The organism is Rivularia sp. UHCC 0363 (genome assembly GCF_034931125.1).
Taxonomy (GTDB): Bacteria; Cyanobacteriota; Cyanobacteriia; order Cyanobacteriales; family Nostocaceae; genus Rivularia.
The window spans coordinates 27,295-52,784 of sequence record NZ_JAYGHM010000021.1 but is presented as its reverse complement, the minus strand read 5'-3'; the positions used below and the strand labels follow the sequence as shown (position 1 = coordinate 52,784).

At 38.9% G+C, this 25,490-nt stretch carries 20 protein-coding genes and 4 pseudogenes; 11 read left to right on the top strand and 13 right to left on the bottom strand.

The features are described from left to right. Nucleotides 1-9: 9 nt before the first annotated feature. The gene (locus VB797_RS14050) at nucleotides 10-588 is read right to left on the bottom strand and encodes a hypothetical protein (RefSeq protein ID WP_323238308.1); all 579 of its coding nucleotides are present in this window, start codon (nucleotides 586-588) and stop codon (nucleotides 10-12) included. A 113-nt stretch (nucleotides 589-701) separates the two neighbouring features. Here VB797_RS14050 and VB797_RS14045 point away from each other — a divergent pair, with 113 nt between their 5' ends. Together VB797_RS14045 and VB797_RS14040 are read left to right on the top strand one after the other, a co-directional pair. Next, nucleotides 702-1,304, top strand: coding sequence for a hypothetical protein (locus VB797_RS14045; protein WP_323238307.1), 603 nt, complete (start codon nucleotides 702-704; stop codon nucleotides 1,302-1,304). A 63-nt stretch (nucleotides 1,305-1,367) separates the two neighbouring features. After that, nucleotides 1,368-2,120 (top strand): superoxide dismutase, encoded by a 753-nt coding sequence (locus VB797_RS14040; protein ID WP_323238306.1) that lies wholly within the window; start codon nucleotides 1,368-1,370, stop codon nucleotides 2,118-2,120. Nucleotides 2,121-2,307: 187 nt separating this feature from the next. On the opposite strand, the gene VB797_RS14035 is transcribed toward VB797_RS14040, so the two are convergent. The 5 genes and pseudogenes from VB797_RS14035 to VB797_RS14015 all read right to left on the bottom strand — a co-directional run bounded on the left by VB797_RS14035 (nucleotide 2,308) and on the right by VB797_RS14015 (nucleotide 7,176). Next, the gene (locus VB797_RS14035; protein WP_323238305.1) at nucleotides 2,308-2,787 is read right to left on the bottom strand and encodes a hypothetical protein; all 480 of its coding nucleotides are present in this window, start codon (nucleotides 2,785-2,787) and stop codon (nucleotides 2,308-2,310) included. Nucleotides 2,788-2,864: 77 nt separating this feature from the next. Then, nucleotides 2,865-3,806, bottom strand: coding sequence for a class D beta-lactamase (gene blaOXA / locus VB797_RS14030; RefSeq protein ID WP_323238304.1), 942 nt, complete (start codon nucleotides 3,804-3,806; stop codon nucleotides 2,865-2,867). Between the two features lie 10 nt (nucleotides 3,807-3,816). Next, a pseudogene (locus VB797_RS14025) lies at nucleotides 3,817-4,627 on the bottom strand (dienelactone hydrolase family protein). A gap of 261 nt (nucleotides 4,628-4,888) precedes the next feature. Continuing rightward, a complete protein-coding gene (locus VB797_RS14020) occupies nucleotides 4,889-5,284 on the bottom strand; it encodes a DUF2780 domain-containing protein (RefSeq protein WP_323238303.1) in 396 nt (131 codons plus the stop codon). Between the two features lie 617 nt (nucleotides 5,285-5,901). After that, a complete protein-coding gene (locus VB797_RS14015; protein ID WP_323238302.1) occupies nucleotides 5,902-7,176 on the bottom strand; it encodes a site-specific integrase in 1,275 nt (424 codons plus the stop codon). Nucleotides 7,177-7,356: 180 nt separating this feature from the next. On the opposite strand from VB797_RS14015, the pseudogene VB797_RS34970 reads away from it, so the two are divergent. The 7 genes and pseudogenes from VB797_RS34970 to VB797_RS13980 all read left to right on the top strand — a co-directional run. Beyond that, nucleotides 7,357-7,521: pseudogene (locus VB797_RS34970) on the top strand (nitrogenase molybdenum-iron protein alpha chain); the annotation flags it as partial. Nucleotides 7,522-7,633: 112 nt separating this feature from the next. Next, the gene (nifK, locus tag VB797_RS14005; RefSeq protein ID WP_323238300.1) at nucleotides 7,634-8,926 is read left to right on the top strand and encodes a nitrogenase molybdenum-iron protein subunit beta; all 1,293 of its coding nucleotides are present in this window, start codon (nucleotides 7,634-7,636) and stop codon (nucleotides 8,924-8,926) included. A gap of 482 nt (nucleotides 8,927-9,408) precedes the next feature. After that, a complete protein-coding gene (locus tag VB797_RS14000; RefSeq protein ID WP_323238299.1) occupies nucleotides 9,409-9,852 on the top strand; it encodes a hypothetical protein in 444 nt (147 codons plus the stop codon). Further along, nucleotides 9,825-11,573, top strand: a pseudogene (locus VB797_RS13995) (DEAD/DEAH box helicase); the annotation flags it as partial. The gene VB797_RS14000 and the pseudogene VB797_RS13995, both read left to right, overlap by 28 nt. Before the next feature lie 299 nt (nucleotides 11,574-11,872). Beyond that, entirely contained in the window at nucleotides 11,873-12,661 is a 789-nt protein-coding gene (locus VB797_RS13990; RefSeq protein WP_323238298.1) for a ParA family protein, read from the top strand. Between the two features lie 14 nt (nucleotides 12,662-12,675). Next, nucleotides 12,676-13,788 (top strand): ParB/RepB/Spo0J family partition protein, encoded by a 1,113-nt coding sequence (locus VB797_RS13985; protein ID WP_323238297.1) that lies wholly within the window; start codon nucleotides 12,676-12,678, stop codon nucleotides 13,786-13,788. A 203-nt stretch (nucleotides 13,789-13,991) separates the two neighbouring features. Beyond that, complete coding sequence (locus VB797_RS13980; protein ID WP_323238296.1) at nucleotides 13,992-14,207, top strand: CHAT domain-containing protein; 216 nt, start codon at nucleotides 13,992-13,994, stop codon at nucleotides 14,205-14,207. 100 nt (nucleotides 14,208-14,307) lie between these two features. On the opposite strand, the gene VB797_RS13975 is transcribed toward VB797_RS13980, so the two are convergent. From VB797_RS13975 to VB797_RS13945, 7 genes and pseudogenes are all read right to left on the bottom strand, one after another. After that, on the bottom strand, nucleotides 14,308-14,736 hold the full coding sequence (locus VB797_RS13975; protein WP_323238295.1) for a type II toxin-antitoxin system VapC family toxin: 429 nt from the start codon (nucleotides 14,734-14,736) through the stop codon (nucleotides 14,308-14,310). Beyond that, on the bottom strand, nucleotides 14,733-15,041 hold the full coding sequence (locus tag VB797_RS13970) for a type II toxin-antitoxin system HicB family antitoxin (protein WP_323238294.1): 309 nt from the start codon (nucleotides 15,039-15,041) through the stop codon (nucleotides 14,733-14,735). The genes VB797_RS13975 and VB797_RS13970 overlap by 4 nt, the downstream gene beginning before the upstream one ends. A gap of 405 nt (nucleotides 15,042-15,446) precedes the next feature. Beyond that, nucleotides 15,447-15,866 (bottom strand): type II toxin-antitoxin system VapC family toxin, encoded by a 420-nt coding sequence (locus VB797_RS13965; protein ID WP_323238293.1) that lies wholly within the window; start codon nucleotides 15,864-15,866, stop codon nucleotides 15,447-15,449. An 11-nt stretch (nucleotides 15,867-15,877) separates the two neighbouring features. Next, a complete protein-coding gene (locus tag VB797_RS13960) occupies nucleotides 15,878-16,165 on the bottom strand; it encodes a helix-turn-helix domain-containing protein (protein WP_323238292.1) in 288 nt (95 codons plus the stop codon). Between the two features lie 875 nt (nucleotides 16,166-17,040). After that, nucleotides 17,041-17,388: a CHAT domain-containing protein gene (locus tag VB797_RS13955; protein ID WP_323238291.1), complete on the bottom strand. Its 348-nt coding sequence runs from the start codon at nucleotides 17,386-17,388 to the stop codon at nucleotides 17,041-17,043. 24 nt (nucleotides 17,389-17,412) lie between these two features. Next, nucleotides 17,413-17,829, bottom strand: coding sequence for a tetratricopeptide repeat protein (locus VB797_RS13950; protein WP_323238347.1), 417 nt, complete (start codon nucleotides 17,827-17,829; stop codon nucleotides 17,413-17,415). Between the two features lie 96 nt (nucleotides 17,830-17,925). Next, nucleotides 17,926-18,216, bottom strand: a pseudogene (locus VB797_RS13945) (helicase-related protein); the annotation flags it as partial. Between the two features lie 204 nt (nucleotides 18,217-18,420). Between VB797_RS13945 and VB797_RS13940 the strand changes: the two are divergent. Together VB797_RS13940 and VB797_RS13935 are read left to right on the top strand one after the other, a co-directional pair. After that, on the top strand, nucleotides 18,421-21,837 hold the full coding sequence (locus VB797_RS13940; protein WP_323238290.1) for a caspase family protein: 3,417 nt from the start codon (nucleotides 18,421-18,423) through the stop codon (nucleotides 21,835-21,837). 396 nt (nucleotides 21,838-22,233) lie between these two features. After that, a partial coding sequence (locus VB797_RS13935; protein WP_323238289.1) for a caspase family protein occupies nucleotides 22,234-25,490 on the top strand: 3,257 nt, incomplete at its 3' end.

Here is a 25,490-nt window from a genome sequence, read left to right as displayed (position 1 = left end):
GTTGCGTATTTAATCTGGAAAAGCTAAACCACTCCTGGGGTCGCGAATATATAATCCTAAAGTGAGACTCCGGATTACTTCATCCCATACGGGTGTTAATTGCTCGGCTTGATCCGCCCAAAACTCGTATGTAATTAAACACTGAATATTGGAACCGATCGCAATACAGGTTCGGGAAAAAGCTTCCCGTGGTTCTTCCTGTGTGTCGATAAATTGCATCTCAATCCAAACTATACGAGCAGTTTGACGTTTGACGGTAATTACTTCACCAACTTCAAAAGGGTTCCGAGTGTCATCTGCGATTATCTGCTTCAAAGTCCGTTTGAGGGGAAACAAACTCCAATCTCTTTGGGGTAAATGGTTGTAAGATACTTCTAAACCACAATCATCATCAGGTGGTTTGCGATCGCAGAACCTGAAGGAATTTTCTTTTGGTTCAAAATGCCAATCATGAGGGACATTGAAGCGAACAGCCCCTCTACCCGCGACAAATATCTTATACTCCGGTGGAGATTCCCAATGATGATCGGGTTTGAGTTCAAGCGTTTCTTTAATCCACTTGAGATTGTCTTTCTTACGCTTTGCCATAAGTTTAGTTGCACTCGTCCACTTCGTTAATAGTACCAAATTGCCGATATTAAGGTAAATAAATCTATCTACTGCTTTACTATAAACGTAGGCTTGCACGGGAGACAGTAATTATGCCTTACAGTCAGTTTACCAATATTAGTAAAGCGAAAGAAGCTTTCGGGTTAAAAACACACGAAGGTGGACGATTTATTCCTTGCACCGAACCTATTCAAGCATCTGCAACACTAACATCGTATCTTCAAGAAAGTCTCCCTCTGGTTTCTAGTGCAAGTGAAAAAGCACGCTCGGAAGGAATTGTTTACCCAGTACTACTAGAAGTTCGACGGATATTAAATCGAGAGATCAGTTTATTTTCGGGGGAAGATTTCACAATTGATGAATCGATTGGATTAAATGGGAAATGCGATTTCCTTTTAAGTCGTTCCCCCGAAGTGCTAGAAATTGAAGCACCTGCAATCGTCATTGTGGAAGCAAAAAAAGCCGATTTAAGAACCGGGTTTGGCCAATGTATGGCAGAAATGGTTGCAGCACAAAGATTCAACGCGGCAAAAAATCGTCCTGTTCCGGTAATATATGGTTCTATTACCAGCGGTACACAATGGCGATTTTTGAAGATAGAAGAAAATATTGTCACGATTGATTTGATGGATTATCCCCTTCCACCTGTAGAAGAAATTCTGGGGATTCTAGTTTGGATGATTCAAAATGGTTGAGATTTGTTTTATTTTGTACCCTAAATCTTAGAAAATAAGAATAAATTACTTAGGGTTAGCGTTATGACTTTGAAACGTCGGCATTTTTTATATTTACTCGGAGTTAGTGCAAGTACATTTGCTTTGGAGAGTTGTGCATTAGCGGGTGAAAAATCTTCTACCTCGACTAGTACGACAATTGCCCAAAATACATCGGACGCTGTAAAGTTACCACCTCTACCTTACGATTATAAAGCGTTGGAACCCCATATAGATGCTAGAACAATGGAGTTTCATCACGACAAGCATCATGCAGCTTATGTGAAAAACTTAAATGCAGCTTTGGCAAAACATCCAGAACTCAAGCAAAAAAGCGTAGAAGAATTATTAGGTAATCTTAATAGCGTACCCGAAGATATTCGCAAAACAGTACAGAATAATGGTGGTGGTCATGTGAACCACTCAATGTTCTGGAAAATCATGAAACCCAAGGGTGGAGGGGAACCTAGCGGTGCGATCGCATCTGCAATCAAGGATAATTTTGGCAGTTTTACCAATTTTAAAAACCAGTTTAACGAAGCTGGTACAAAACGTTTTGGTAGTGGTTGGGCTTGGTTGGTTTTTAATAAAGATGGCAAATTAGAAGTGATGAGTACGGCTAACCAAGATAGTCCTTTTAGTGAAGGTAAATATCCTATCATGGGTAACGATGTCTGGGAACACGCATACTATCTTAATTACCAAAACCGTCGTAATGATTATTTAGAAGCTTGGTGGAATGTGATTAATTGGGATGAGGTTAATACAAGGTTTGAAGCAGCGAAAAAATTTGTTTAAAGTTTAATTCAAAGTATAAGTTTAATTGTAGGGTGTGTTGTCGCTCAGCGCAACGCACCTGATTAAACCGCTCGAACATCCACACTCGTAAACATAAAAGTCCACCCAGAACTGTTACAAAAAAGCACATTTACAAGAGTTTATCCAAAGAAATTTCCACAGATCCCTGTAAAAGTACAGGATATATTCATCTTCTCTCGATATATCCCTTAACAAGCTGAGAAATTGCTAAAGATTCAAGCATTAAGTAAGTATAAGCATTCGCGATCGCAAATGTTCTCAAAACCTTACGACGTGAAATCTTTTTCAGTCGCAAAGCTCCAAATAGAGACTCGAAAAAAACTGAAACAAAATACATCGGTATTAATGAAATTATCAGATCGATTGGTGTATGAGGAAAAGAACCAGGTTGAACTACTGTTTGAGGAAATGTACTCGCGAACCCGATCCCAATTGCAAGGAAAATAATTATTCCAATTAAAGTAGATACAATATTTACAGCACTTGAAACTAAACTTGCTTGAAATACATTAATTGCAAGTATTTTTCTTAAAATATAAGCTTCAATTGCAATAATTGGAATCAGCAATATTATTTGGTAGAAGACACTTTGAGTAAAAAGGGGGATACCTGCATTTGCAAGGTAGATTATTGTTGGTAATTGCATAAACACGAAGGAATACTCAGTAAACACATACAATGTAAATATTTTGTTTGATTTTGACCTTCGTAATAATACTCAATTCAAAACAATCCCAACATTTGCAGACAACGACGAGTAACTTGAATTCGAGCAGCAGCAAGTTTAATATCTGGCATATCAATATTAGTAGCGAAATAATAAACTTGATTATTCTGTTCTAAATATCCCACAAACCAGCCAATTTTAGGATTTGTACTAGTTACCCAACCCGTTTTTCCTCGCAAAGTATAATTTGGGGTTTGCTCCATAATCATAATATCTTTGAGTAAATCTAAATTGCGTTGTGAAAAGGGTAATTTTCCGTCATGAACCTTTTGTAAAAATGCTATTTGTTGCTTGGGTGTAATTTGTAAAGGTCCTTCTAACCAAAACTTATCAATATTTTCTGCTGGACCAATTTGCTGATTTCCATAACCTACTTGACCAACAAACTTTTGCATCCGCTCGTGTCCGATTTTCCGAGCTAAAACTTGATAAAACCAAACCGTTGAATTTTTAAAAGCTTGACGAAGGTTTGTATCTTGATTCCATACATCAATATCCCGTTTGATACCATCCCACGTTAAAACAGATACGTCATCGCGAATCACCCCTGTTTGTAGCGCAATTAAAGTATTTAAAATCTTGAACGTGGAAGCAGGGAAAACAGCTTTAGAATTGCGAGGAGAATTATGTTCGTAAAATTTATTATTACTCGCATCATAAATTATAATAGACCCTTCAATACCAAGCTCTTTGAAAACAGTTCCAAAATCAACCCTATTTGCTGAAAATTTTAACTTTGACTCAGATTGAAAACTAGAATTGACAAAACCTCTCCTATTAATTTCCTCTTGCGTTCTTCCCTCTGCGCTCTCTGCGTCTCTGCGGTTTGTTAATCCATAATCATCTGATTTTATAGCATTAGTAACTGAAGGTAAAAAAGTTAATAATGCAAAACCAGTTCCGCAAATTAATAGCGATAAACGAGAAAACAAAGACATAAAGTAAATTCTACAAATTATTTTCAAACAGTTCGAGAACGTGATTCCAAGCATCAATAGCAGCTTCTCTATTTATACTTGGATTCTGTGCTAAAAATGGATAATTATCTACAAAAAAACCGGCAAAAAATCCATGTCCTGCATCATATCTAAATACGCGATGAGTGATATTATGTTTCTTTAATTCTGCCTCTATTTTTTCGTTATCTTCCTGAGAAACTAATGTATCTTTGGTGCCAAAAAACGTATAAATAGTACCTTGAATCTCAGAAGTACGATTCAAAGTAGGAATTTCTTCCCCATAACTAGAAGTAGTAATTCCACCTCCATAAAACGAAGCTGTTGCTTTAATATCGGGTAAAGTTGCAGCCATATAAGCCACATGACCCCCAAAACAGAAACCTATGCAGCCAATAGAATCAACTTTAACATTAGGTAAACTTTTTAAATAAGCAATTGTAGCTTGAATATCGCTAAATATTTCTTGATACTTTACCTGTTGATAATATTCTAAACCCAGACGATAAGCTTCTGGACTATAACCAACATCTTCCGCGCTAAAGCCAAATTCAAAACCCGGAGCAGTTCGTTGAAACATCGCAGGTGCGTTAAGCGAAGCTCACCGAAGGTATCGCAATATATCCCTGTTTAGCAATAAGTTCGGTAATATCTCGAATATTGGCATTAACACCAAAAATTTCTTGAAAGACAATAACCGCACTCCTGTTACCATCACCTACTGGTTGCGCTAAATAAGCATCAATTGATAGATTTTGATTAGGAATTTGAACGTAATTAGTAGTAATTTCCATATTTCTCATTTATTTGGTTTCTAATTTTAATTGATAATTGCTAATAGGTCATCTAACGAGTAAGTAAGTCGGCACAAATAAACATAACTATGTAAAAGATTGTAAACAAGCTTCAAAACCTTGCGATTGCTACCCTTCCCTACGGGACACCTTGCGGTGAACGGGAAAGCTTCAGCTAACGTTTCACTCGCAATGACATATCTTGATTTTTTAACACCGACTTACTTAGCTGATATTGTTAGACAACCCATCATTGCTACTGCTAAACCCTTACTGCAAAGCTTTTGATAAAATACCTGCTACCTCGGCTCCACCTTTCTGCTGCACAAAATTGAGAATTATCGGAAAGAACTTAGTTACCATATTGCCATCCATTCCCAACTGCGAAAAGCCACCAGCCAAACTCATCAAACTTCCTAAAGCAGCACCTTGACCACCACCCATCATCCCAGCAGCCATACCACCCAAAGCACCCATCATTCCACCACCAGATTCGCTAGGTGCAGCACCTAAAAGCATATCAGCACCGGGAATCGCGGATGCAACCTTGGCGAATTCTCCACCACCAAGCTTATCTTGAGCAAGCTTTAAAATTAGTCCAGCCCCACCTTGAGCTTGATTTTCTTGTACCCCTAAATTGCTGATCAATTGTTGAACGAGTTCCATAATTTAACTCCTGTTAAAAGATTAGCGATTACAAAGTTCATTTACCCATCGATGGTGACTGCCGTCAAGATATGATAAATAGTTATATGTCGTGTGTTGTTGAATATTGCGTTCAGCCGAAAGGGTGCGGCGATCGCGATCATGCTTGGATGAACGATAAAAATAAATATTAAAGAAATTGGACACGATCAAATATATTGAATTAATATAGGCATTCTAAAAACAAACTTTCATGAGATATTTAGAATATAAACTTACATCTTGCACCATTCTCGTTAACCCCGAATTCTCGCCTTGAAATCAATTGATACGGCTAAGATGTTACGCATTTAATTTGTATAAGACAAGATCGCAAGATGCATGTCCTTACGGACACGCTGCGCTACCGCACTACAATATTTTCACGTTTTCACATTATATAATTTAGCCGCACATCAGCTTAATAAACAAAGTACGTTTTAACGTACTAAAAGCCTTACATAGTCTAATTTATCAATTGTAGGTTGGGTTAGGCGCATTTTTAACTTTGATGTAAAATTAATAATCTCAAATTGCGCCGTAACCCAACAGTAAATTGTGGTGTTTACCTGCAAATTTCGTAAAAATAAAGCACCCCATCAATATCTATAAACCCTTTCCATCCTCAACTTCTCCACCTCCAACCTTAACCTTGCATTCTCTTCCTTGATCACCTCAACTTCACTCCTCTTACTCAAAGCTGTATTGATCGCCAACTTCCGCATATCCAAGGAAAACCACCGCTGATAGGTTTGAGTATGCACCTGTACGCTATGTCCCAAATTATCTGCTGCTGCTTTGATGGGGATGCCGATAATATGCGCTCGAATTGCCCAAGCATGACGTAAATCGTAGGGTTTGAAATTTAATCCTATTTTGCGGAACCACCAGCTTACTCGTTGTGTTAATGCCGTTATCTCTGCATGATTGTTTTTATCTTTTTTATTAACTGCATCTATCAACATTTTTGAATATTTGGGATTTTTTAAATCAAAGTCTGCAATCCATTCTTGATATAACGGTAGTGCCTCTCTTTCCCCCGTTTTACAATCTTTATCAACCTTCCACGTCATATCTGCATTATCTGCACTCAACCACCAGTCAATATTGGGATTGATAAACAATTCTCGCGGACGCAAACCATATACTGCAAGCATTCCATATATCCAGCGCCATAGTTGCCAGCTATCTCGAACGTTTTGATTAACTTGTTTACCTCTAGCATTGAGGTAATCTGTAAATTTCAGAAATCCCGCAGATATCTCTACGTCCGTGGGTATCTTCCGGGAATTATGTTCCGGCATTTTGGAATATTTTGATAGATCGATATCGATTTTGAATGTATGACAAAATGCAGATATCGCTCTGGCTGCATTATATTTTGCCCACTGCTTATCGATTTTTTCAATTGAACTTATGAGATTTTCAGCAGTTGCTAAATCTCTAAAATTAGTAGATCTTTTAGTTCTTGTTAAATAATAGTAAAAAGTATGTTCGCTCTTTGTAGTACGTTGATGAGTTTTAAAATATTCTGTTTCAAATAATTCTAACAGTTCTCCAACTGTTTTCAAATTTGATCTTGCTTCTTTACCTAAATATTTATCATTCCACACAAATATTTGACGAGCGATTAATTTACCTAGCTCGTATGCTTCTTCCTCAGCAGTTTTTAAACCATTAAAATTAGAGGGAATATTTAAACTAATATTGTATTGCTTCTTCCCAGTTCGTCTAGTATCTTTATCTCCCGGTTTAATCGGTAAAGTTGCGCGTAATTGCAAACTACCATTCGACTCTCTAATTGTAACTTTTGTTTTCGCCGATTTTAAACGCTGGTTTACTTTTTCTAATTCCGATAATAGTTTATCTTTCATATACTAATCTTTTTAATCCTATTCCCTATTCCCTGTATTCAATAAATAAAAACCTTAATCCTAGTAATGCATCGCTATTTTTAGACTAAACCTAATCTACAAATAAATATGTAATTAAAAAACAATGTTTAATCCTGACATTGCTTGTAGAAAACATGAAATGATGTATTTTATAAAAACCATAAAAAGGATTACTCCGGTCCTTATCACGGTTATGATGGCTTCGCTATCTTCGCTCGTGACATGGATTTAGCAATCAACAATCCTTCCTGGAAATTGATTGGAACTCCTTGGAAGAAAGAAGCAAAAGCTGCTGCTACTACTACTGCTAAAGCTGCTGTTTAAGGATTAGGAATTTGGACGGGGGAAAGCTTCCCCCTATTCCTTAAACCTATCCCGGCAATACTAACTTTTATCTACTAACAACCAATCTATTCGTTAAGCTTGGAGACACATAATGCCACAGAATCCAGATAAGATTCAAGACCACGTAGAGCTATTTCACCAACCGGAATATCAAGAACTTTTCGAGGGTAAGAAAAAGTTTGAAGGTGGACACCCTGCTGAAAAAGTTAAAGAAATCGCAGAATGGACTAAATCGTGGGAATACCGCGAAAAGAACTTTGCTCGTGAAGCTTTGACCATCAACCCTGCTAAAGGTTGTCAGCCCTTGGGAGCAATCTACGCTGCTGCTGGTTTTGAAGGTACTTTACCTTTTGTACAAGGTTCTCAGGGTTGCGTTGCTTATTTCCGCACCCACTTAACCCGTCACTTCAAAGAGCCGTTCTCTGCTGTTTCTTCTTCTATGACTGAAGATGCTGCGGTATTCGGTGGTTTGAAGAACATGATCGATGGCTTGACCAATGCTTACACCCTGTACAAGCCTAAAATGATTGCCGTTTCCACTACTTGCATGGCTGAGGTCATCGGTGATGACTTGGGTTCATTTATCGGTAATGCTAAAAATGAAGGTGGCATTCCTGAAGATTTACCCGTACCTTTCGCTCATACCCCCAGCTTCGTAGGTTCTCATATTACCGGCTACGATAATATGTTGAAGGGTATTCTTATCAACCTTACCGAAGGTAAGAAGAAAGATAAAACCAATGGCAAAATCAACATAATCCCCGGTTTTGATACTTACGTTGGTAACTTGCGCGAAGTTAAGCGTATTGCTAACTTGATGGGTATTGATTATACCTTGTTAGCTGACAACTCCGATTACGTTGACTCACCCAACGACGGTCAATTCCATATGTACACTAAAGGTACTAAATTGGAAGATGCCGCTGATTCAATTAATGCTGAAGGTACATTGTGTTTGCAAAGACACTCTACTACCAAAACTCGTGAATACATCGAGAAAGAGTGGAAGCAAAAGACAGATGTTGTAAGCCCTTGGGGTATTACTGGTACCGATGAGTTATTAATGAAACTCAGCGAAATGAGCGGTAAGCCCATTCCTGAAGAGTTAGAAGAAGAGCGCGGTCGTGCTGTTGATGCTATGACTGACTCTCACGCATGGCTACACGGTAAGCGTTTCGCTATCTATGGCGACCCTGACTTAGTATACGGTGTTACCAGATTCTTGATGGAATTGGGTGCTGAACCCGTACACGTATTGGTTCACAACTCCACCGAAAAGCTTGGAGACGAAATCAAAGAATTGTGTGCTACTAACGAATACGGTAAAGGTGCAACCTTCTGGCCTGGTAAAGACTTGTGGCATATGCGTTCTCTAATGTGCTGACTATCAAGCCAATTTTGAGTAGGTAACAATCAGCGTCACCCTTCGGGCGATCGCCAACTGTCCAGCAAGCGAACATGGGTACTATTTTATAGTTATAAATAAAACTTATTTATGTTTGGTTAATAATTATAAAGATGAAATTATAGTATTATATGCAATGTAGTAGCTAATATAAATAGACTTTCTCATTATAAATAGTAGTTCTGACAGACTCAGAAACCTTAGATAAAACTCTTAATTATTTGATAGAAAATATTTCTATGCTCAAATTTGTCAGACCACACTCCGGAGCCTCACTCGCAATTCATCACACGTTCCCCTTCGGATGAGACGCGAGCCTTTTTGCTGTTTCAGGCAAAACATTCTTTACATAGCTTTGCTGTTGTAACTCTTGTGCTTGCCGTTGCTCAAACTCTAATACAGTACGGCAGATTAATTGAGCTAAGGTTTCTTGTTTTTGCATGACTTTGAAGTGATTGTCAATGACTATCTTAGTTAACTGGGACAAAAGTTCTGTTAATCACGAACCATATAACGCTTTATTTCTTTGGCTAAGTTTCATTTATTACTCTTTTTGTATAGTTCAACATTTAATTGCAACCAAACGTACTGGAAAAATCATCAATATCAGTTCGGTGCATGAAGAACTGCCAATCAATGATTTTTACTGGGGTGATAAAGATTTCGATTATCCAATGGGTCACGTACAGTTATTGGGGAAAGTGAATGCAGATATGATTGCTCAAGAGTCTCCCTCAGTTTTGGGATTATCGTTTCAGAAAAAAAATGCTTTTGAAGCGATCGCAACTCACTCGGTAGATTGGTGGTTAACTGCCGAAGATTTGCCCGACCCCAATAACCGCGTGACACTCCGGGGTGATTCTATCCAGTTAAATTATTCGATAAAAAGATTACAGATTCTTTAATTTACTATTGCCTTCATTCCAGACAGCACAATCCTCTTACAACAAATACTAAAGCAGAAGAATACCAACAATGGTTGACTTGGAAAACCAAAATTACTCGCACAATTGCGGACTCTTTGTTTCATTTATGCTTTCAACTAGACTCTGCAACAGCAGATTATATAGATAATTGGCAGATACATTTTCTTGTCGCTAGTAAAAAAGATCCTTCTTTAAAGCTAACATTAGCTGACTACTGGAGCGGGAAAGATGAAGCTAAAGCAGCGATACACAAGGATTTTGGTCAAGATTTTCAAACCAATTTGCTGCTTAATCTTGGTTACGCAGCACGTATGTATCCCAATTTGTGGAAAGGTTTAGAGAACGATCGCCCTACAGGGTTACAGTTAAGTTTAGATGAAGCCTTTGATTTTCTCAAGGAAAGTGCTTGGGTATTGGAAGATTCCGGTTTTAAAGTAATTGTACCGTCATGGTATACCCCCGCAGGTCGCCGTCGCGCCAAAATTAAACTCAAAGCGTCTTCAGGTAAGAATGGAGCGAGTAAAAGTAAAACGAAAAGTTATTTTGATTTAGATTCTTTAGTGCAATATCGCTACGAATTAGCCATTGGTGAGCAAGCTGTCACACCTAAAGAGTGGGAACAATTGGTAAATGCAAAATCTCCCTTAGTAAATTTTCGCGGTCAGTGGATGGAACTCGACCGCGATAAAATGCAGCAATTACTGGAATTTTGGCAGCAAAATGCAGACGAGCAGCCAGAGATGACGTTGCTGGAATTCTTACAAAAGAGTGCAGAATCCGGGGAAGAATGGGAAATTGAGCATGATGAAGCAATGTCCGCGATGATGGCAAAGTTGCAAGATAAAAGCCAGTTAGAACCAGTTTCCGAGTTAGCGAATTTGCAAGGAACTTTACGAGAATATCAAAAACGTGGTGTATCCTGGCTGGCTTATTTGGAACGACTGGGATTAAATGGTTGTTTAGCAGACGATATGGGTTTAGGAAAATCCGTACAGGTAATTGCGCGATTAGTACAGGAGAAAGAGCAAGTAAATGAAGATAATAATTTAACTACATTATTGATTGCACCGACTTCAGTTGTGGGAAACTGGCAAAAAGAAATAGCCAAATTTGCACCGCATCTTAAAACGATGGTACATTACGGTGGCGATCGCCTTCAATCAGCAGCCGAATTTAAAGCAGCTTGCAAACAATACGACGTGATAATTAGTTCTTTTACCCTAGCCCGTAAGGATGAAAAGCTGTTCAATAGTATTGAATGGCAGCGTATAGTTTTAGATGAAGCACAAAATATTAAGAATCCTAAATCAGCACAGACAAAGGCAATTCTCAAGCTAGGAGCAAAACACCGATTAGCTTTAACGGGAACTCCTGTAGAAAACCGCTTGCTAGATTTATGGTCAATTTTTAATTTTCTCAACCCCGGTTATTTAGGTAAACAAGCGCAATTCCGTAAGTCTTTTGAAATTCCCATCCAAAAGGATAATAACAAAGTAAAAGCAACCACCCTCAAAAAGTTGGTTGAACCTTTAATTTTACGTCGGGTAAAAACCGACCGATCAATTATCAGCGATTTGCCCGATAAAGTCGAGCAGAAACTATACACTAATTTAACTAAAGAGCAAGCATCATTATATGAAGTAGTTGTTCAAGATGTAGACAAGCAACTCCAAGAAGCAACTATGATTCAACGCAAAGGGCATTTTTATTGATACGTATGGGTCCAAGTAGTGTTGGTAATAGATTTAATGGAGTGCTTTTGCAATAAAACCTCTAATTTAAAAATACTTGCTAAATTGCGATCGCTGCCTTCGTCTTTGAACTTTGTGCGTTTGCTTGATTGTGAAGGTAAGAATAAGTGTTGTTACATTACTGTTATGGTTAAAGTTAGCAATAAATTAATGATAAACAAATGCTAATACATGGCAAACTATTATTGTAGACAAATAAATATTTTTTACCAATTTTGGTGTAGTATTTTGAAATACGACGAAGGTATATGAAGCAAATAGTCCTTTCACTTTTAGCAAATGCAGGTGGTGTTGGTAAGACAACGCTTAGCGTACATATTGCCTATGAGATACTGCGTCGGGGATTTTCGGTAGCGCTGATTGATTTAGATCCGCAGCGTTCCTTGGATGTTTTTTGTGGATTAGAGCCAGTAGAGGCAGTCGATAGTTCGGCTTATATGTTATCAAAAGAGTTTAAGGGGGATTGGCAGATGGCTTCTTCTTGGGGAGAGGAGAAGATAGAAGTTTGCCAAGGGCATCCAATGCTTGCTGAAGTTGCGAATGACTTGGTGGTGAGAAAAAGGGGGGAGTACGTACTGGCAGATAGATTGAAGAAATATCCTTTGCCTCACGAGTTGGTGATATTGGATTGTCCCGCTACTTTGGGGATGCTAAATGTAAATGCTTTGGCTGCGTCAACTCATGTTTTGGTTCCTGTGCAATTGGAAATGAAATCTATTTCGGGTTCTGCTGAATTGGTTGAGTGGTGTATTTCAACAGGAGATGAGTTACAGTTGGAACCAAGACCGCCGATTTTGGGTTTTGTGCCAAGTATGTACGATGATTCGATAGCGATACATAGGCAGTATTTGCAACAGCTACCAGAAATTACAGAGCAATTGGGTTTGAAACTTTATCCTCGGATTCGTTGCTCTAACGAATTTAAAAATAGCAGCGCTCACGGGTTGCCATTACAAAAATATCGACCGGCACATAAGGCTTGTAAGGATTTTAAGCAGATAGCTGATGATCTGACAGCTTTAATTAAAGATAAATAGGAGAATAATAAAAAGTGGCTTTGCCTAAAATTGCTAATAAGTTCAATAGCGCAATCGAAAAAACTGACAAAGAACAAAAAATTACCGAATTGCAAGCGGAAGTAGAAAAGCTTCGAGCTAGTCATTCTCCCGAATTGGAAGAGGAGTTAAAAAAGCTCCGAGAGAATTTACAGCATCAATCAGGAGAACTTGAGGTAGATTTAGGGTTGATCGACCCGAATCCAAGTCAGCCCCGGCAAACAATCACACCAGAATCAATTCAAGCAAAAGCTCGACTGCTTAAAAAACATGGTCAAATAACGTCAGTAATCTTAGTTCGGCAAGATAATGGTCGTTATATGCTTCTTGATGGGCAATTGCGTTGGGAAGCAGCTAAGTTATTAAAGTGGTCAACTATTCGATCTGTTGTTGTAGCTTCTCCTAAAGACTTAGATCAATCTTCATTGCTAACATTTTTAGGTTTTGAAGACTTAAATCCCTTGGATAAAGCTGAAGCTGTTTTTAAGGAGTTAAATAAATCCACTGGATTGGAATTAGATTTAATTTCTACCGCTATGGGAACTATACTCAAGCGACTTGAACGAGATAAGAAAATAAAGGAGTTAACTAAGTTAATTAGTGTTAGTGCGGAAGAACAGCAGGAAGGATTGGAATTATTGGGAGTCATGGGTGAAGAGCAAGATATATTTTTGATATTGTTGGAGCTTGGATTAAACCCTAATTCCGTTAAATCTAATTTAATGCCAATGTTGTTTTTGCCAGAAGATTTGAAAGAAGCTATCCGACAACAAGGTTTAAAGGGCGCTCATGCACTGGCATTATCTACCTTGTCGGCAAAGATATTGAACACTACAGAAAAAAAGGCAACATTGGAGCGGACAAATTTAACTCAAAAGGTTATTCAAGAGAATCTTACGGTACCAGAGACGCGGCAAGAAATAAAGAAAATTAAAGCTAAGTACTTAAAGTCGGAAAAGAGGGAATCTCAAGAAGTAAGCGTTGCCATTGATAAGATAAACAAGTTGTCCAAGGATTCTCTAGAAACCGCATCTTCAGAACAGCTTGCTAAATTACGAACATTATTGGAAGAGAAAATAGCACAAATTGATAGTGCTTTAGAAGGTTAAGTGCAATCAATCTGAATATTGTTAAAATATGGTTTGCAGTTTCACCACGATTGGAAAATAATCTCCGATAACTTTAAACTGAAAATCGAAGGAAACAGCGTTGGTGCAATAGCGAGAAGATAAGAAACCCAGTTCTCAAAGACAACGCTGACAAATTACAAACAGAAATCTCAGAACTTCTCAACCAACAAAAGCAACTAGAAATGTATGCAGGTGGAGAACGGTTGGTAGTTTCCTTGTGGAAAGTTGACGATCAAGGTACGGCAGAGTTTATGCAAGAATTTTACAAGGAAATGTTGCAGGAAGGCAAGTCAGCCTCGGATGCTTTGAGAGCGACACAGTTGAAGATGTGGCGTTCTGACAAATGGCGCAATCCTAATTACTGGGCGGCTTTTACGTTTTTGGGTGAGTGGCGATGATTTTAGGCGTTGGGGAAATATCCAGGCAGTGAACGATGACACAAGTAATTTTATTTACCCACTTATCAGTGCTGAATTTAACTATTAATAAATATGCTCGTTAAATTGACCAATCTTGAATAGTTAGCCCTGGTACTTTCTCAAAATCTTTTAGATTTCTACTTAATAAAATACCGCCGTTAGTAAGAGTAATTGCGGCGATTCGTAAATCTAAAGTGCCAATACGAATCCCTATTTTTCTAAATTCTCGAAAGCATTCATCTGCTTTAAAATCGTATTCTAAAATATCTAAATCCGCAAACAAAGTAAAGATTTGCTTTAATTTCTCATATGCAAAGACCAACGCTTCAGGTGTACTGGCTTTACGGATTTGGGCTATGCGCCCAGCATACTGTTCCTCAAGGCTCACAACTGTTGTAAACAGCTTATCAGAAGAATTTTGTCGCGCTTTGATAATGCGATCGCATACTTGAGGATGACCGCGTTCGTATAGACTCAGATGGTCTGTATCCATTATGTAGCAAGTCATTCAAAAATTTCTTCTTCCGAAACTTGCTGACGATAAGCTGCTACTTCTGTCAAAAAATCATCAAATGTTGGGTCTGATGCAAAAATACCCATATGCTTAAGCCAAGGGTCTGTTTGTTGCTGCGATTGTTTACCCACCTCAATTGTAACTAACTCACCTGATGCCAGTTGTTTCTCTAAAGCAGCTTTGGCAAGCGCTATTGCTTCTTCCCTTGTGCCACCTTCAACTGTGCTATTAGGAATGCCAATAATAGAAGCGATAAACTTTTTATCTGTATGACTTTGAACAAAAACCTGATACTGCATAATTAATTTCTTTAAGTCAGATATATTAGTATAGTTTATCAATTCTTCGTTGCGAAACAAAAAGGCAAACGTAAATATTGTGAAACTTCTTCAAGGCTGAGAACTTCGGATAATGTAACTTGCTACATAACTTAACTCGCGTTATACCCTACTTAATAAAAAATCCTAGCATATCTCGGGGATGAGGGCGTTTTCTGATTACTAATTTTCTCTTACCGACTAGCAGCAAAAAAATAGATTTTTGCATACTCCGGAAAACCCTGAGAACTATATTAAATTGTAAATATCAGAATACAGTATAATCACGTATGAATAATCAAAATCAACCTCAACAGTTAATGTGTTGCGATGGCTTCGGCGGGCACTCATGTGCCATCGCATTATTGACATAGCTTATTTGGCGTTTCAATCAACCCAATTCACAACCCGTACTCCAGGAATTTGTTTAAAATGTCTGAGATTTCGTGTAACCAATGTGGCTCTATTAGCTAAGGAAATACTCGCAATTAATAAATCTGCTCGCCCAATTTTGCGTAGCTTTGAAACCGCACGTAAACGCTCGAATTCATCTGCTGCTCTTTGACTGATGGGAACAATTAAAAGTTCTGCTAATAATTCTTCAGTGCGAAAAAAAAGCTCTTGCGCTTTTAATAGACTTTCTCTATTTTCTGCTTTGATTAGATACTCAATCCGTCCGCGTAGCATTTCTGCTTTGGTAATTATAGTAATTCCGACCTCTGAATCTTCAACAGCATTTAACCTGGCAATAACATTTGTATTTCCAGCATAAAGATGGGTTAAAGTATCAGTGTCAAGCAAATACATTTACGTTTCAATTACTCATCAACTTCCGAACGTCCTCTCGCTTGATAGATATTTTCTCTCAATTCCGTCAGCGAAGCATCATCAGCAAAAGCACCCGCTTGTTGAAGTAAGGTAGAACGACTACCTTGGGAGCGCAACCAGTCATCAATTGCCACCTTCAAAAACCTCCATTCATTTTCGATTTTACGACCTGGAAGTTTTCCCTGTAAAGCTTGACGCTGCAAAGTTTCAATCGGCAAACGTAAATATTCTGAAACTTCTTCCAGGGTGAGAACTTCGGGTAATGTGACTTGCTCCATAACTTAACTCGCGTTATGCCTTTCTTAATACAGAATCCTAGCATATATCGGGGATGAGGGCGTTTTCTGATTATAGGATGCACCTTCAAGAATTTTACCTATTCCCTAAGAAGGATAAACATTTTTTGCATAAAACTTCGTATCCAATCCATAAAAATACTGATAAATCATCCATGTAAATGCAAAAATTATTGCATACCCTTTACTTACTCAGAAGTATGAATAATTGTTCGTATATATAGTCAATTTGATAAACCCCAATATGTAAACTTAGAAAATCCGTTATTACGTTCCGGTTTAGCATTAGCAGGATTCAACAATCGTCAAAACAAACAAAGCGATAATAATACCGAAGATGGAGTACTCACCAGGGCAAACGCATCTAAATTAGTAGAAGCTGGGTGCGGCTACGCCGCACCTGTGCAAAAAGTGTGCGGAAAGGCGCGATACTCCTATAGACTCTGGTTTCACTTGTGAAGCTGAATTAATATACGGAATATCTTTAGTATTAACTAATCCGTGCAAACCCCAATCGATTCTTTGCAAAAATTCAGCATTGCTCCCGACTTTTATCGGCTACCATAAAACCTCCACAACAAGCATCAATATCGGGTTTCATCCGCACTAAAGGCAAAATTTAGATGGGTTCTGCCTTGAAATGCACCCTAACGACAATTCGGTTACTTATGCATCACCAGTAATCTGGTAACTATATATTTATATCTCTGGGTGTTGAGGGGGTTATGCAAAAATGAAAATAATAGTAACTTGTAATTCATAAAAAATCGCCCTCACCCTCGAAGGGTGGGGCTACAAAAACAAAGTCCACCTGCGTGGACTAATTAAAATACTTACATAAAATTACCAATTACCAATTATTCCGCTTCCCCAATCAAAGTAAAACCAGCCCAATCCCTGGGATTTGGATACTTTTTCATCGTTTCCAACATAGCTTGACGTAATGCACCCGTTTTACCAGTGTTTTTACTTAAGTTAGCATGAAAATCTGTCATCAGTGATGCTGTTGACTCATCGGGAACACTCCACAGCGAACCGATCGCACTATCCGCACCAGCAGCGAGAAAAGTGCGAGACAATCCAATTACACCATCACCTGTGATTCTTCCCAAAGCTGTTTCGCAACCTGACAAAATAACTAAATCGGCTTTGACTCCGTTGAAGGGACTGCCGAATCCGGAGGGGCTTTGTAACTGTAGCCCCACCCTTCGAGGGTGAGGGCGCGGATTTTATGCATTACGTATCCGCTTAATTACATCACGGGATGTTTGAGCTAATTCTGTATTTCCATCTTTTTCAAACAATTTCGCTGCTGTTTCTAAATCTGTAATTGCATTATCTTTGTTACCTAATGCAGAATTTGTAATTCCTCTAAAGAAGTAGGCTAAAGGTAATGAGGAATCGAGTTCTATAGATTTATCTAAATCAGTTTTTGCCTGTTGATATTTTTCTAATAGATAGTTAGAAACTCCTCTACCGAAATAAGCATATTGATTGTTTGGCTGTATTCTGATTACTTCGTTGAAAGCCTTTATTGCTTCGGGGTAGTTTTTCGCTTTAAAAAGACTAAATCCTTGTGTTAAATAATTTGCTACTTTCTGCTCATCTTGGTTTAAATTTTGATTTGGATCGGATTCAACTTGCATTCTCTCTATTTGCGGCTTGATGTTAACTTCGGGCAATGTTTGAGCGTTCACTCTAGGATTAATTACCATGAAGCTGAGTAATGCGATCGCGGATATTGCTTTTAAACTAATCAAAAATACATCCCCTTCCGCAGCTTGAAAAGCATCTACTCGCTTTTTCCGTTCTACCGCTGGAGTACTGCCATCTAAATATTTATATTTAATATTTTGCTCTTCCAAGTAATCACGTATGATATGCAAGTGGTCAACGAATTGACTAAACACCAAAGCCTTGTGACGATTTTCCAGTAATTCAGCCAGCACCTCACCAAATAGCTGTAATTTAGCACTGGGAAGTGGAGCATCCGGCATTACTAACTGAGAATTACAGCAAGCACGGCGCAAGCGTTATGCGGAATTACGAAATCAAGGTGCTGCGGATAATACAGGAAAGTATGCCACGGAATTTGTATTAAAGTTACTTAAAAAAAGATTGTTTGCTTCTCCCCAAGCTTTTGCAAATACTTTGACGTAGTTGAAGAAGATTTCTGAATACTGCATAAGTTACACTCTACAATTTCTATAACAATTTAACTTAGGATATACATAATTATGACTCGTAATATTTACGCATTATTAGTAGGCATCGATAACTACGCTGCACCAGTTAGCCCTCTCCAAGGTTGTGTCAACGATGTAAAAGCCATAGAAGAATATTTGCAATCCCGTGTCAAAGCCGAAGGATGGAAATTAAACTTAAATATTCTTCAAGATCAACAAGCAACCCGTCAAGGAATTATTGATGGTTTCCGCGAGCATTTATGTCAAGCAGATAGTGATGATGTCGCTTTATTTTATTACAGCGGTCATGGTTCCCGCGAACAAGCACCCAAAGAATTTTGGGATTTGGAACCGGATAAATTGAATGAAACTCTAGTTTGTTATGACAGTCGTTCCCAAGGAGGTTGGGATTTAGCAGATAAGGAATTAGCTAAGTTAATTTCGGAAGTAGCTCATAAGAATCCCCACATTACACTGATTTTAGATTGCTGTCATTCTGGCTCGGGGACTAGAGATCCATTTCAAGAAACCGCAGTGCGTGAATTTTCTACAGATGAGCGTCAGCGTCCTTTAGAAAGCTTTATTTTTTCACGGGAAGAAATTGAGAATTTAATCGCATCAGATAAACAAACTTCTGGTTGGAGCTTACCCAGAGGAAAACATATTTTGTTTGCATCTTGTCAAAATTCCCAAACTGCTAAAGAATATCGCGCAGATGGCGAACATCGGGGGGCTTTTTGTTATTTCCTTACGGAAACTCTCAAGAAAGCTAAAGGAAATTTGACTTATCGAGATTTATTTAAGCAAACCAATGCATCAGTACGCAGTCAAATCAGCAATCAATCCCCACAGTTAGAAGCAATTGAGACAAGCGATTTAGACCAATTATTTTTGGGTGGTGCAATTAGTGAGAGTCATCCTTACTATACCGTGTCATATCACAAACAATATGGCTGGGTAATTGATGGTGGTGCGGTACATGGTGTACCTCGTGCAAAAGGTGAGGAAACTATGCATTTGGCTGTTTTCCCGCTTGAAAACCAAGGACAAGATTTACGTTTATTATCAAATAAAATCGGAGAAGCGCAAGTTACAGAAGTTTTGCCGCAATTAAGCAAAGTCACAATTAGCGGTATGGCAAATTTAGATCAACAACAAACTTTCAAAGCCGTTATCACCAGTTTACCTTTACCACCCAAAACCGTAAGCTTTGCAGGTGATACACAAGGAGTGAAACTATTACAACAAGCAATCCAAACTATCGAAAATAATCAACCTTCGCTATATCTGCGAGAAGTTGCCGACAGCGAAACAGCGTTTAAAGTATTGGCTCGTAAAGGTGAATATATCATTACTCGACCTGCTGACGGTGTACCAATAGTTGCTCCAATTCAAGATTATACTAAAGATAGCGCCATTAAAATTATTCAACGACTCGAACATATTACCCGGTGGACAAATTTAAGCGAACTTTCCAGTACAGCAAATAGTCGCATTTCTTCTCAAGCGATTGAAATGGAAATTCATCAAGACAACAAAATCTTATCAGATGGTGAAATCCACTTCAATTACTATCAAGATGACAGCGATAAGTGGAAAAAACCGACCTTTAAAGTTAAGCTCCGAAATACTAGCAATGAAACGCTTTATTGTGCTTTACTCGATTTAACCGAACAATTTTCGATTAATGCAGGCTTTTTTGAAGCTGGTAGTATCAAGCTTGAACCAAACCAAGAAGCTTGGGCTTTAGGTGGAAAAGCTATTCCTGCAAGCGTTCCCGACGATTTGTGGAATCAGGGAATTACTCAATATCAAGATATTTTGAAACTAATTATTTGTACTTCGGAATTTGATGCTCGACTTTTAGAACAGAAAAAACTCGATGTAATTCGTCAAAAATATACACCAAGCGAGCGAGGAAGTCTACGTGCTGGTACTCTCAATCGTTTAATGAATCGCTTGCAATCCCGTGATTTAGGAACTGAAGAAGCCGAAGAATACGATGATTGGGTAACTTCTCAAGTCGTAATTAGGACTACTAGACCCCTAGAAACTACAGCCGTACCTAACTCTGGAAGTGGAGTATCCCTGGGTGCAGGAGTATTATTAAAAGCTCATCCACAGTTACAAGCTGAAGCTCGCTTAACAAATATTTCCTCATCAAGTAGAGGTGCAAATAACAATCATTTACCACCATTGTTACGGGAATCCCAACCCTTCCCATTAACTAACAGTCGTTCTATCGAACCTGCTGCTAACGTTTTAGAATTAAGGGATGTCAACCTTGAAACTATCTCCACAGTCACCCGCGAAAATCCTTTAAAATTAATCGTTGACACCTCCCTAGCACCCGGAGAAAAAGTTTTACCGATTGCTTATGACGGTGAATTTTATTTTCCTTTGGGAGTTGGATATTCTCAAAATGGTAGAACTGAAATTAGATTGGAATATCTGCCCGAAGCTGTAAATACTGGGGAACGAGATTTAAAAGGTGCTTTTAAAATCTTCTTCCAAAAAGTTGCAAATGAAAAGCTAGGATTAGAATATTCCTATCCGCAATTAGCAGTAGCAAATGTCGCAGCCGATGAAAGGGTTAGTTATGAAATAGATACGGAACAAGTCAAACAAAGAGTTGCCGTTTCAGAGAAAATAGCCTTGTTTATTCACGGTATTACAGGTGAAACCAAAAGTTTACTACCCTGTATGCAGCGAGCAAAATTGGAAGCAGAAGGTCAGGAAAAATCATTAGTAGAAGAGTATGATTTGATTCTGAGCTTTGACTACGAAAATCTGCATACTTCCATCGAAGAAAACGCCTTATTATTAAAACAGCGCTTGGAAGCAGTGGGTTTGGGTGAAAATCACGGTAAACAGCTGCAAATCGTCGCACACTCGATGGGTGGTTTGATATCCCGTTGGTTTATCGAAAGGGAAGGTGGAAACCAAATCGTCAATCATTTGATTATGTTGGGTACCCCAAATGCTGGTTCACCTTGGTCTACAGTAGAAGAATGGGCATTAATGTTTGTCACATTTGGCTTAAATAGCTTACCTTCATTCGCTTTCCCTGCCAAGATGTTGAGTAACTTGCTAGGTATCATTGAAAAAATTGATATTTCCCTAGATCAAATGCAACCAGGTTCTGATTTTCTTAAATCCTTGGCTACGAGTCCAGATCCAGGTATTCCGTATTCCATTATTGCTGGTAATAACTCAATGGAGTCTATAACCAATGACACCAATAAATTGCAGCAACTAATGCAGAGAATGCGAAATAAATCAATAGACCTAGCGTTTTTCGGTCAACCCAATGATATAGCTGTAACCGTGACTAGTATCACAAGCGTGAATAGTGCGCGTGTTCCTCAACCGCAAATTCATGGGGTGAGTTGCGACCACATGAGTTACTTTAGCGATCCAGAAGGATTAACAGCCCTTGCTACCGCATTGATGGGAACTTCAACTTAAATCCGCTCGGGGTTGCAAACCCCGAGCTAATAGCTAGCATTCCTATTCATCTAACATCTTGCACCATTCTCAACAACCACCTTGGAATAAATTCCCCTCTCTTATACACGTTAGCGCAGCGTGGCGTAAGCCATAGTCGCTCTTTTGAAGACTGAGCAAGGCTTTTAGTACGTTTTAACGTACTTTGTATATGAGCCTTGAAATTGATTTCAAGGCAGTTGTGAAGGCTTAACGGGAATGGTGTTCAAAAAATAAAAACTGCATAGGTTCAAATCCTCGACATCTATAACAATGTAACGGATGAAAATAAGTAATTATGACTATTACGATTTAAAACAGAGATAAACCTAAAAAAATATTAGTTCAAAAAAATTACATTAAAGCGAGAGTCATATTGTGAATATCACCGAACAACCCAAAATATCTAACCACACAGAAACAATTTCTAAGAATGGATTTTCCCGCAACCTAGCATTTATTATCGGCATCAATAACTACCAAAACGGCATTTCTTCCCTAAAAACCGCCGTTAACGATGCCAAAAAACTAGTAGAAACTCTCCGAGAAAAGCATGGTTATCAAGTCTGGGTTTGTTTAGACGAAGTTGCAACTCTAGGTAAATTAAATCAACTTTTAGAAAAAACATTACCAGAACAAGTTACGGAAAATGACCGCTTATTATTCTATTTTGCCGGTCATGGAGTGGCGCTAAATGGCGATGATGGTCCGGCTGGTTACTTAATTCCCCAGGATGCGAAAGCCGGTGATACGAATAGTTATCTACCAATGACTAAGTTGCACGATGCCTTGAGTCAATTACCTTGTCGGCATTTTTTAGGAATACTTGATTGCTGTTTTGCAGGAGCTTTTCGTTGGTCGAGTACAAGGGATTTATTAGCGACATCAGAGGTTATTTATCAAGAACGCTATGACCGTTTTATTAGCGATGCTGCATGGCAAATTATTACGTCCTCCGCTTCCGACCAAAAAGCCTTAGATAACTTTAAATTAGATACAGAACGGGGTGAAGTAGATAATCATTCCCCCTTTGCTGCTGCGTTATTAGAAGCGTTAGCAGGTGAAGCAGATAGTTATCCACCTGCCAAAAATGGAAAACCTGCTGGAGATGGGGTAATTACTGCAACTGAGTTATATCAATATTTGCGCGATCGCGTGGAAATTCCCACAGAGAAATGTAATTTGCGGCAAACACCGAGTATATGGTGTTTAAACAAACATGATAAAGGTGAGTATATTTTTCTTTCACCTACTCACGAATTGAATTTGCCACCAGCACCACCTTTAGATGAGTCAAAAAATCCCTACCCTGGTTTAAATTCCTTTGAGGAAGAACATAGTGGATTATTTTTTGGCAGGAGCCAATTAGTTGAAAAATTACAAGATTTCGTCAAAACTAATCCTCTCACGGTTGTCCTCGGTGCTAGTGGTTCGGGTAAATCGAGTTTGGTGAAAGCCGGATTAATTCCCAAATTAAAACAAGAAACTAGCCAGAAATGGTACATATTGCCAACTATACGTCCCGGTGAAACGCCTTTCTCAGCTTTCAATAAAGCCCTGATTGACGGGGGATTATCAACAATCGAATTAGAAAATAAACAAAAAACTCTGGCTCAAAGTGTTGGAAATTGGGTAAAAAATAATCCTAATTCCAAATTATTAATATTTATTGACCAAACGGAGGAAATAATTACCCTCTGTCAAAATGAGAATGAGCGTAAAGAATTTTTCCAACAGATACTCACAGCAATTAATCACCATCGTCATCAATTACGGGTAATATTAACCCTCCGTTCCGACTTTGAATCCCAAGTTAGAGATGCGGGTTTAAAATTTGTCTGCGAAGAACTGAACTTAGGAAACACATTTTTACAAAGACGTTGGCAAAGTGGAAGATTTATTGTTCCTGCGATGACGCGATCGCAATTGCGGGAAGCAATCGAAAAACCAGCTATTTCACGGGTAATGTATTTTCAGCCGAATGATTTAGTTGAACAGTTAATCGATGAAGTTGCCGATATGCCGGGAGCATTGCCCCTCCTATCTTTTGCCTTGAGGGAGCTATTTTTAAAATATCTCAAACGCCAGCGTAACGCACAGTTTAATCAAGGTAAAAATATTGACCGCGCTCTAACCCAAGCAGATTATCAAGAATTGGGGGGAGTCATGCGATCGCTTACCCAACGAGCTGATGAGGAATATGAGGCGCTAGTTAAAGAAAATCCAGCCTATAAGCAAGTTATCCGTCATGTGATGCTGCGAATGGTGGCATTAGGTGGGGGTGAGTTAGCCCGTAGACAAGTCCCATTATTAGAACTAAAATATCCACCAGAGAAAAATAGTTTGGTGAAAAAAGTAATTGAGCGGTTTAGCATAGCTAGATTACTGGTGGAAGGACAAGATGCGAAGGGTAATCCCTACGTAGAACCTGCTCATGATGCTTTGGTGCGGGGATGGGAAAAGTTATTAGCTTGGAAGCAAAAGGAAGAAGAAAATTTACTTCTGCAACGGCGGTTAACTCCTGCGGCTCAGGAGTGGGAAATTTTAAAAAATAAGGACAAAGAACAGCCAAAAGGGATTCTAGATAAGACTGGTTCTGTTTTGGATCGGTTAGATCAACGATTCTGGTTCCCAATCGAAAACAAGCTGAATAAAGTTCCTGCTCAATTTGCCCGACTTTTACCGCGATCGCAGAATCAGCAAGAGGGTTCGAGAGAGAAACCTGTACAATTTTTATGGAATACGAATCCTTATCTCAATGTGTTGGATAAAGAACTCAATTCCGATGATAATTGGTTGAATCAGCTTGAAGCTGAGTTTGTGCAGGAAAGCGTATTGCAAAAACGCCAAAATCATAGTTGGCGGTGGCGGATTGCGATCGCAGTAATTCTGGGATTGAGTGGTTTATCTGGACTAGCGGGTATAAGTTGGGGGAATGCCGAAATCAGTCAAATTAATACCTTTGCCCAAAGTTCCGATGGGCTTTTGGGTTTAGATGGGGAAAAAGCTGTCGAATCAAGCGTAAAAGCTGGTGTCAAAATGCGAGGTAAATTCTGGGTAGATGCGAATACCCGCACTCAGGTAAAACTGGCATTATTAAATACAGTTCACAATGTTGCCGCACCTAACACCTTGGGAGGACACGCAAACTCAGTTTATGGCGTCAGTTTCAGTCCCGATGGCAAGATGCTAGCTTCTGCCAGTGCTGACAACACGGTTAAACTGTGGGATATCAGCACTGGCAAAGAAATCAAAACCCTAACTGGGCATACAAACTGGGTTTATGGCATCAGTTTCAGCCCCGATGGCAAGATACTAGCTTCTGCCAGTCTTGACAAGACGGTAAAACTGTGGGATACCAGCACGGGCAAAGAAATCAAAACCATACCTGGGCATACAGACTCGGTTTGGGGTATCAGCTTCAGTCCCGATGGTAAGATGTTAGCCTCTGCTAGTGGTGACAATAGGGTGAAACTGTGGGACATAAGCACCGGTAAAGAAATCAAAACCCTAACTGGGCATACAAACGATGTTCGAGGTGTCAGCTTCAGCCCCGATGGCAAGATGCTAGCTTCTGCCAGTTTTGACAAGACGGTGAAACTGTGGGATGTCAGCACCGGCAAAGAAATCAAAAC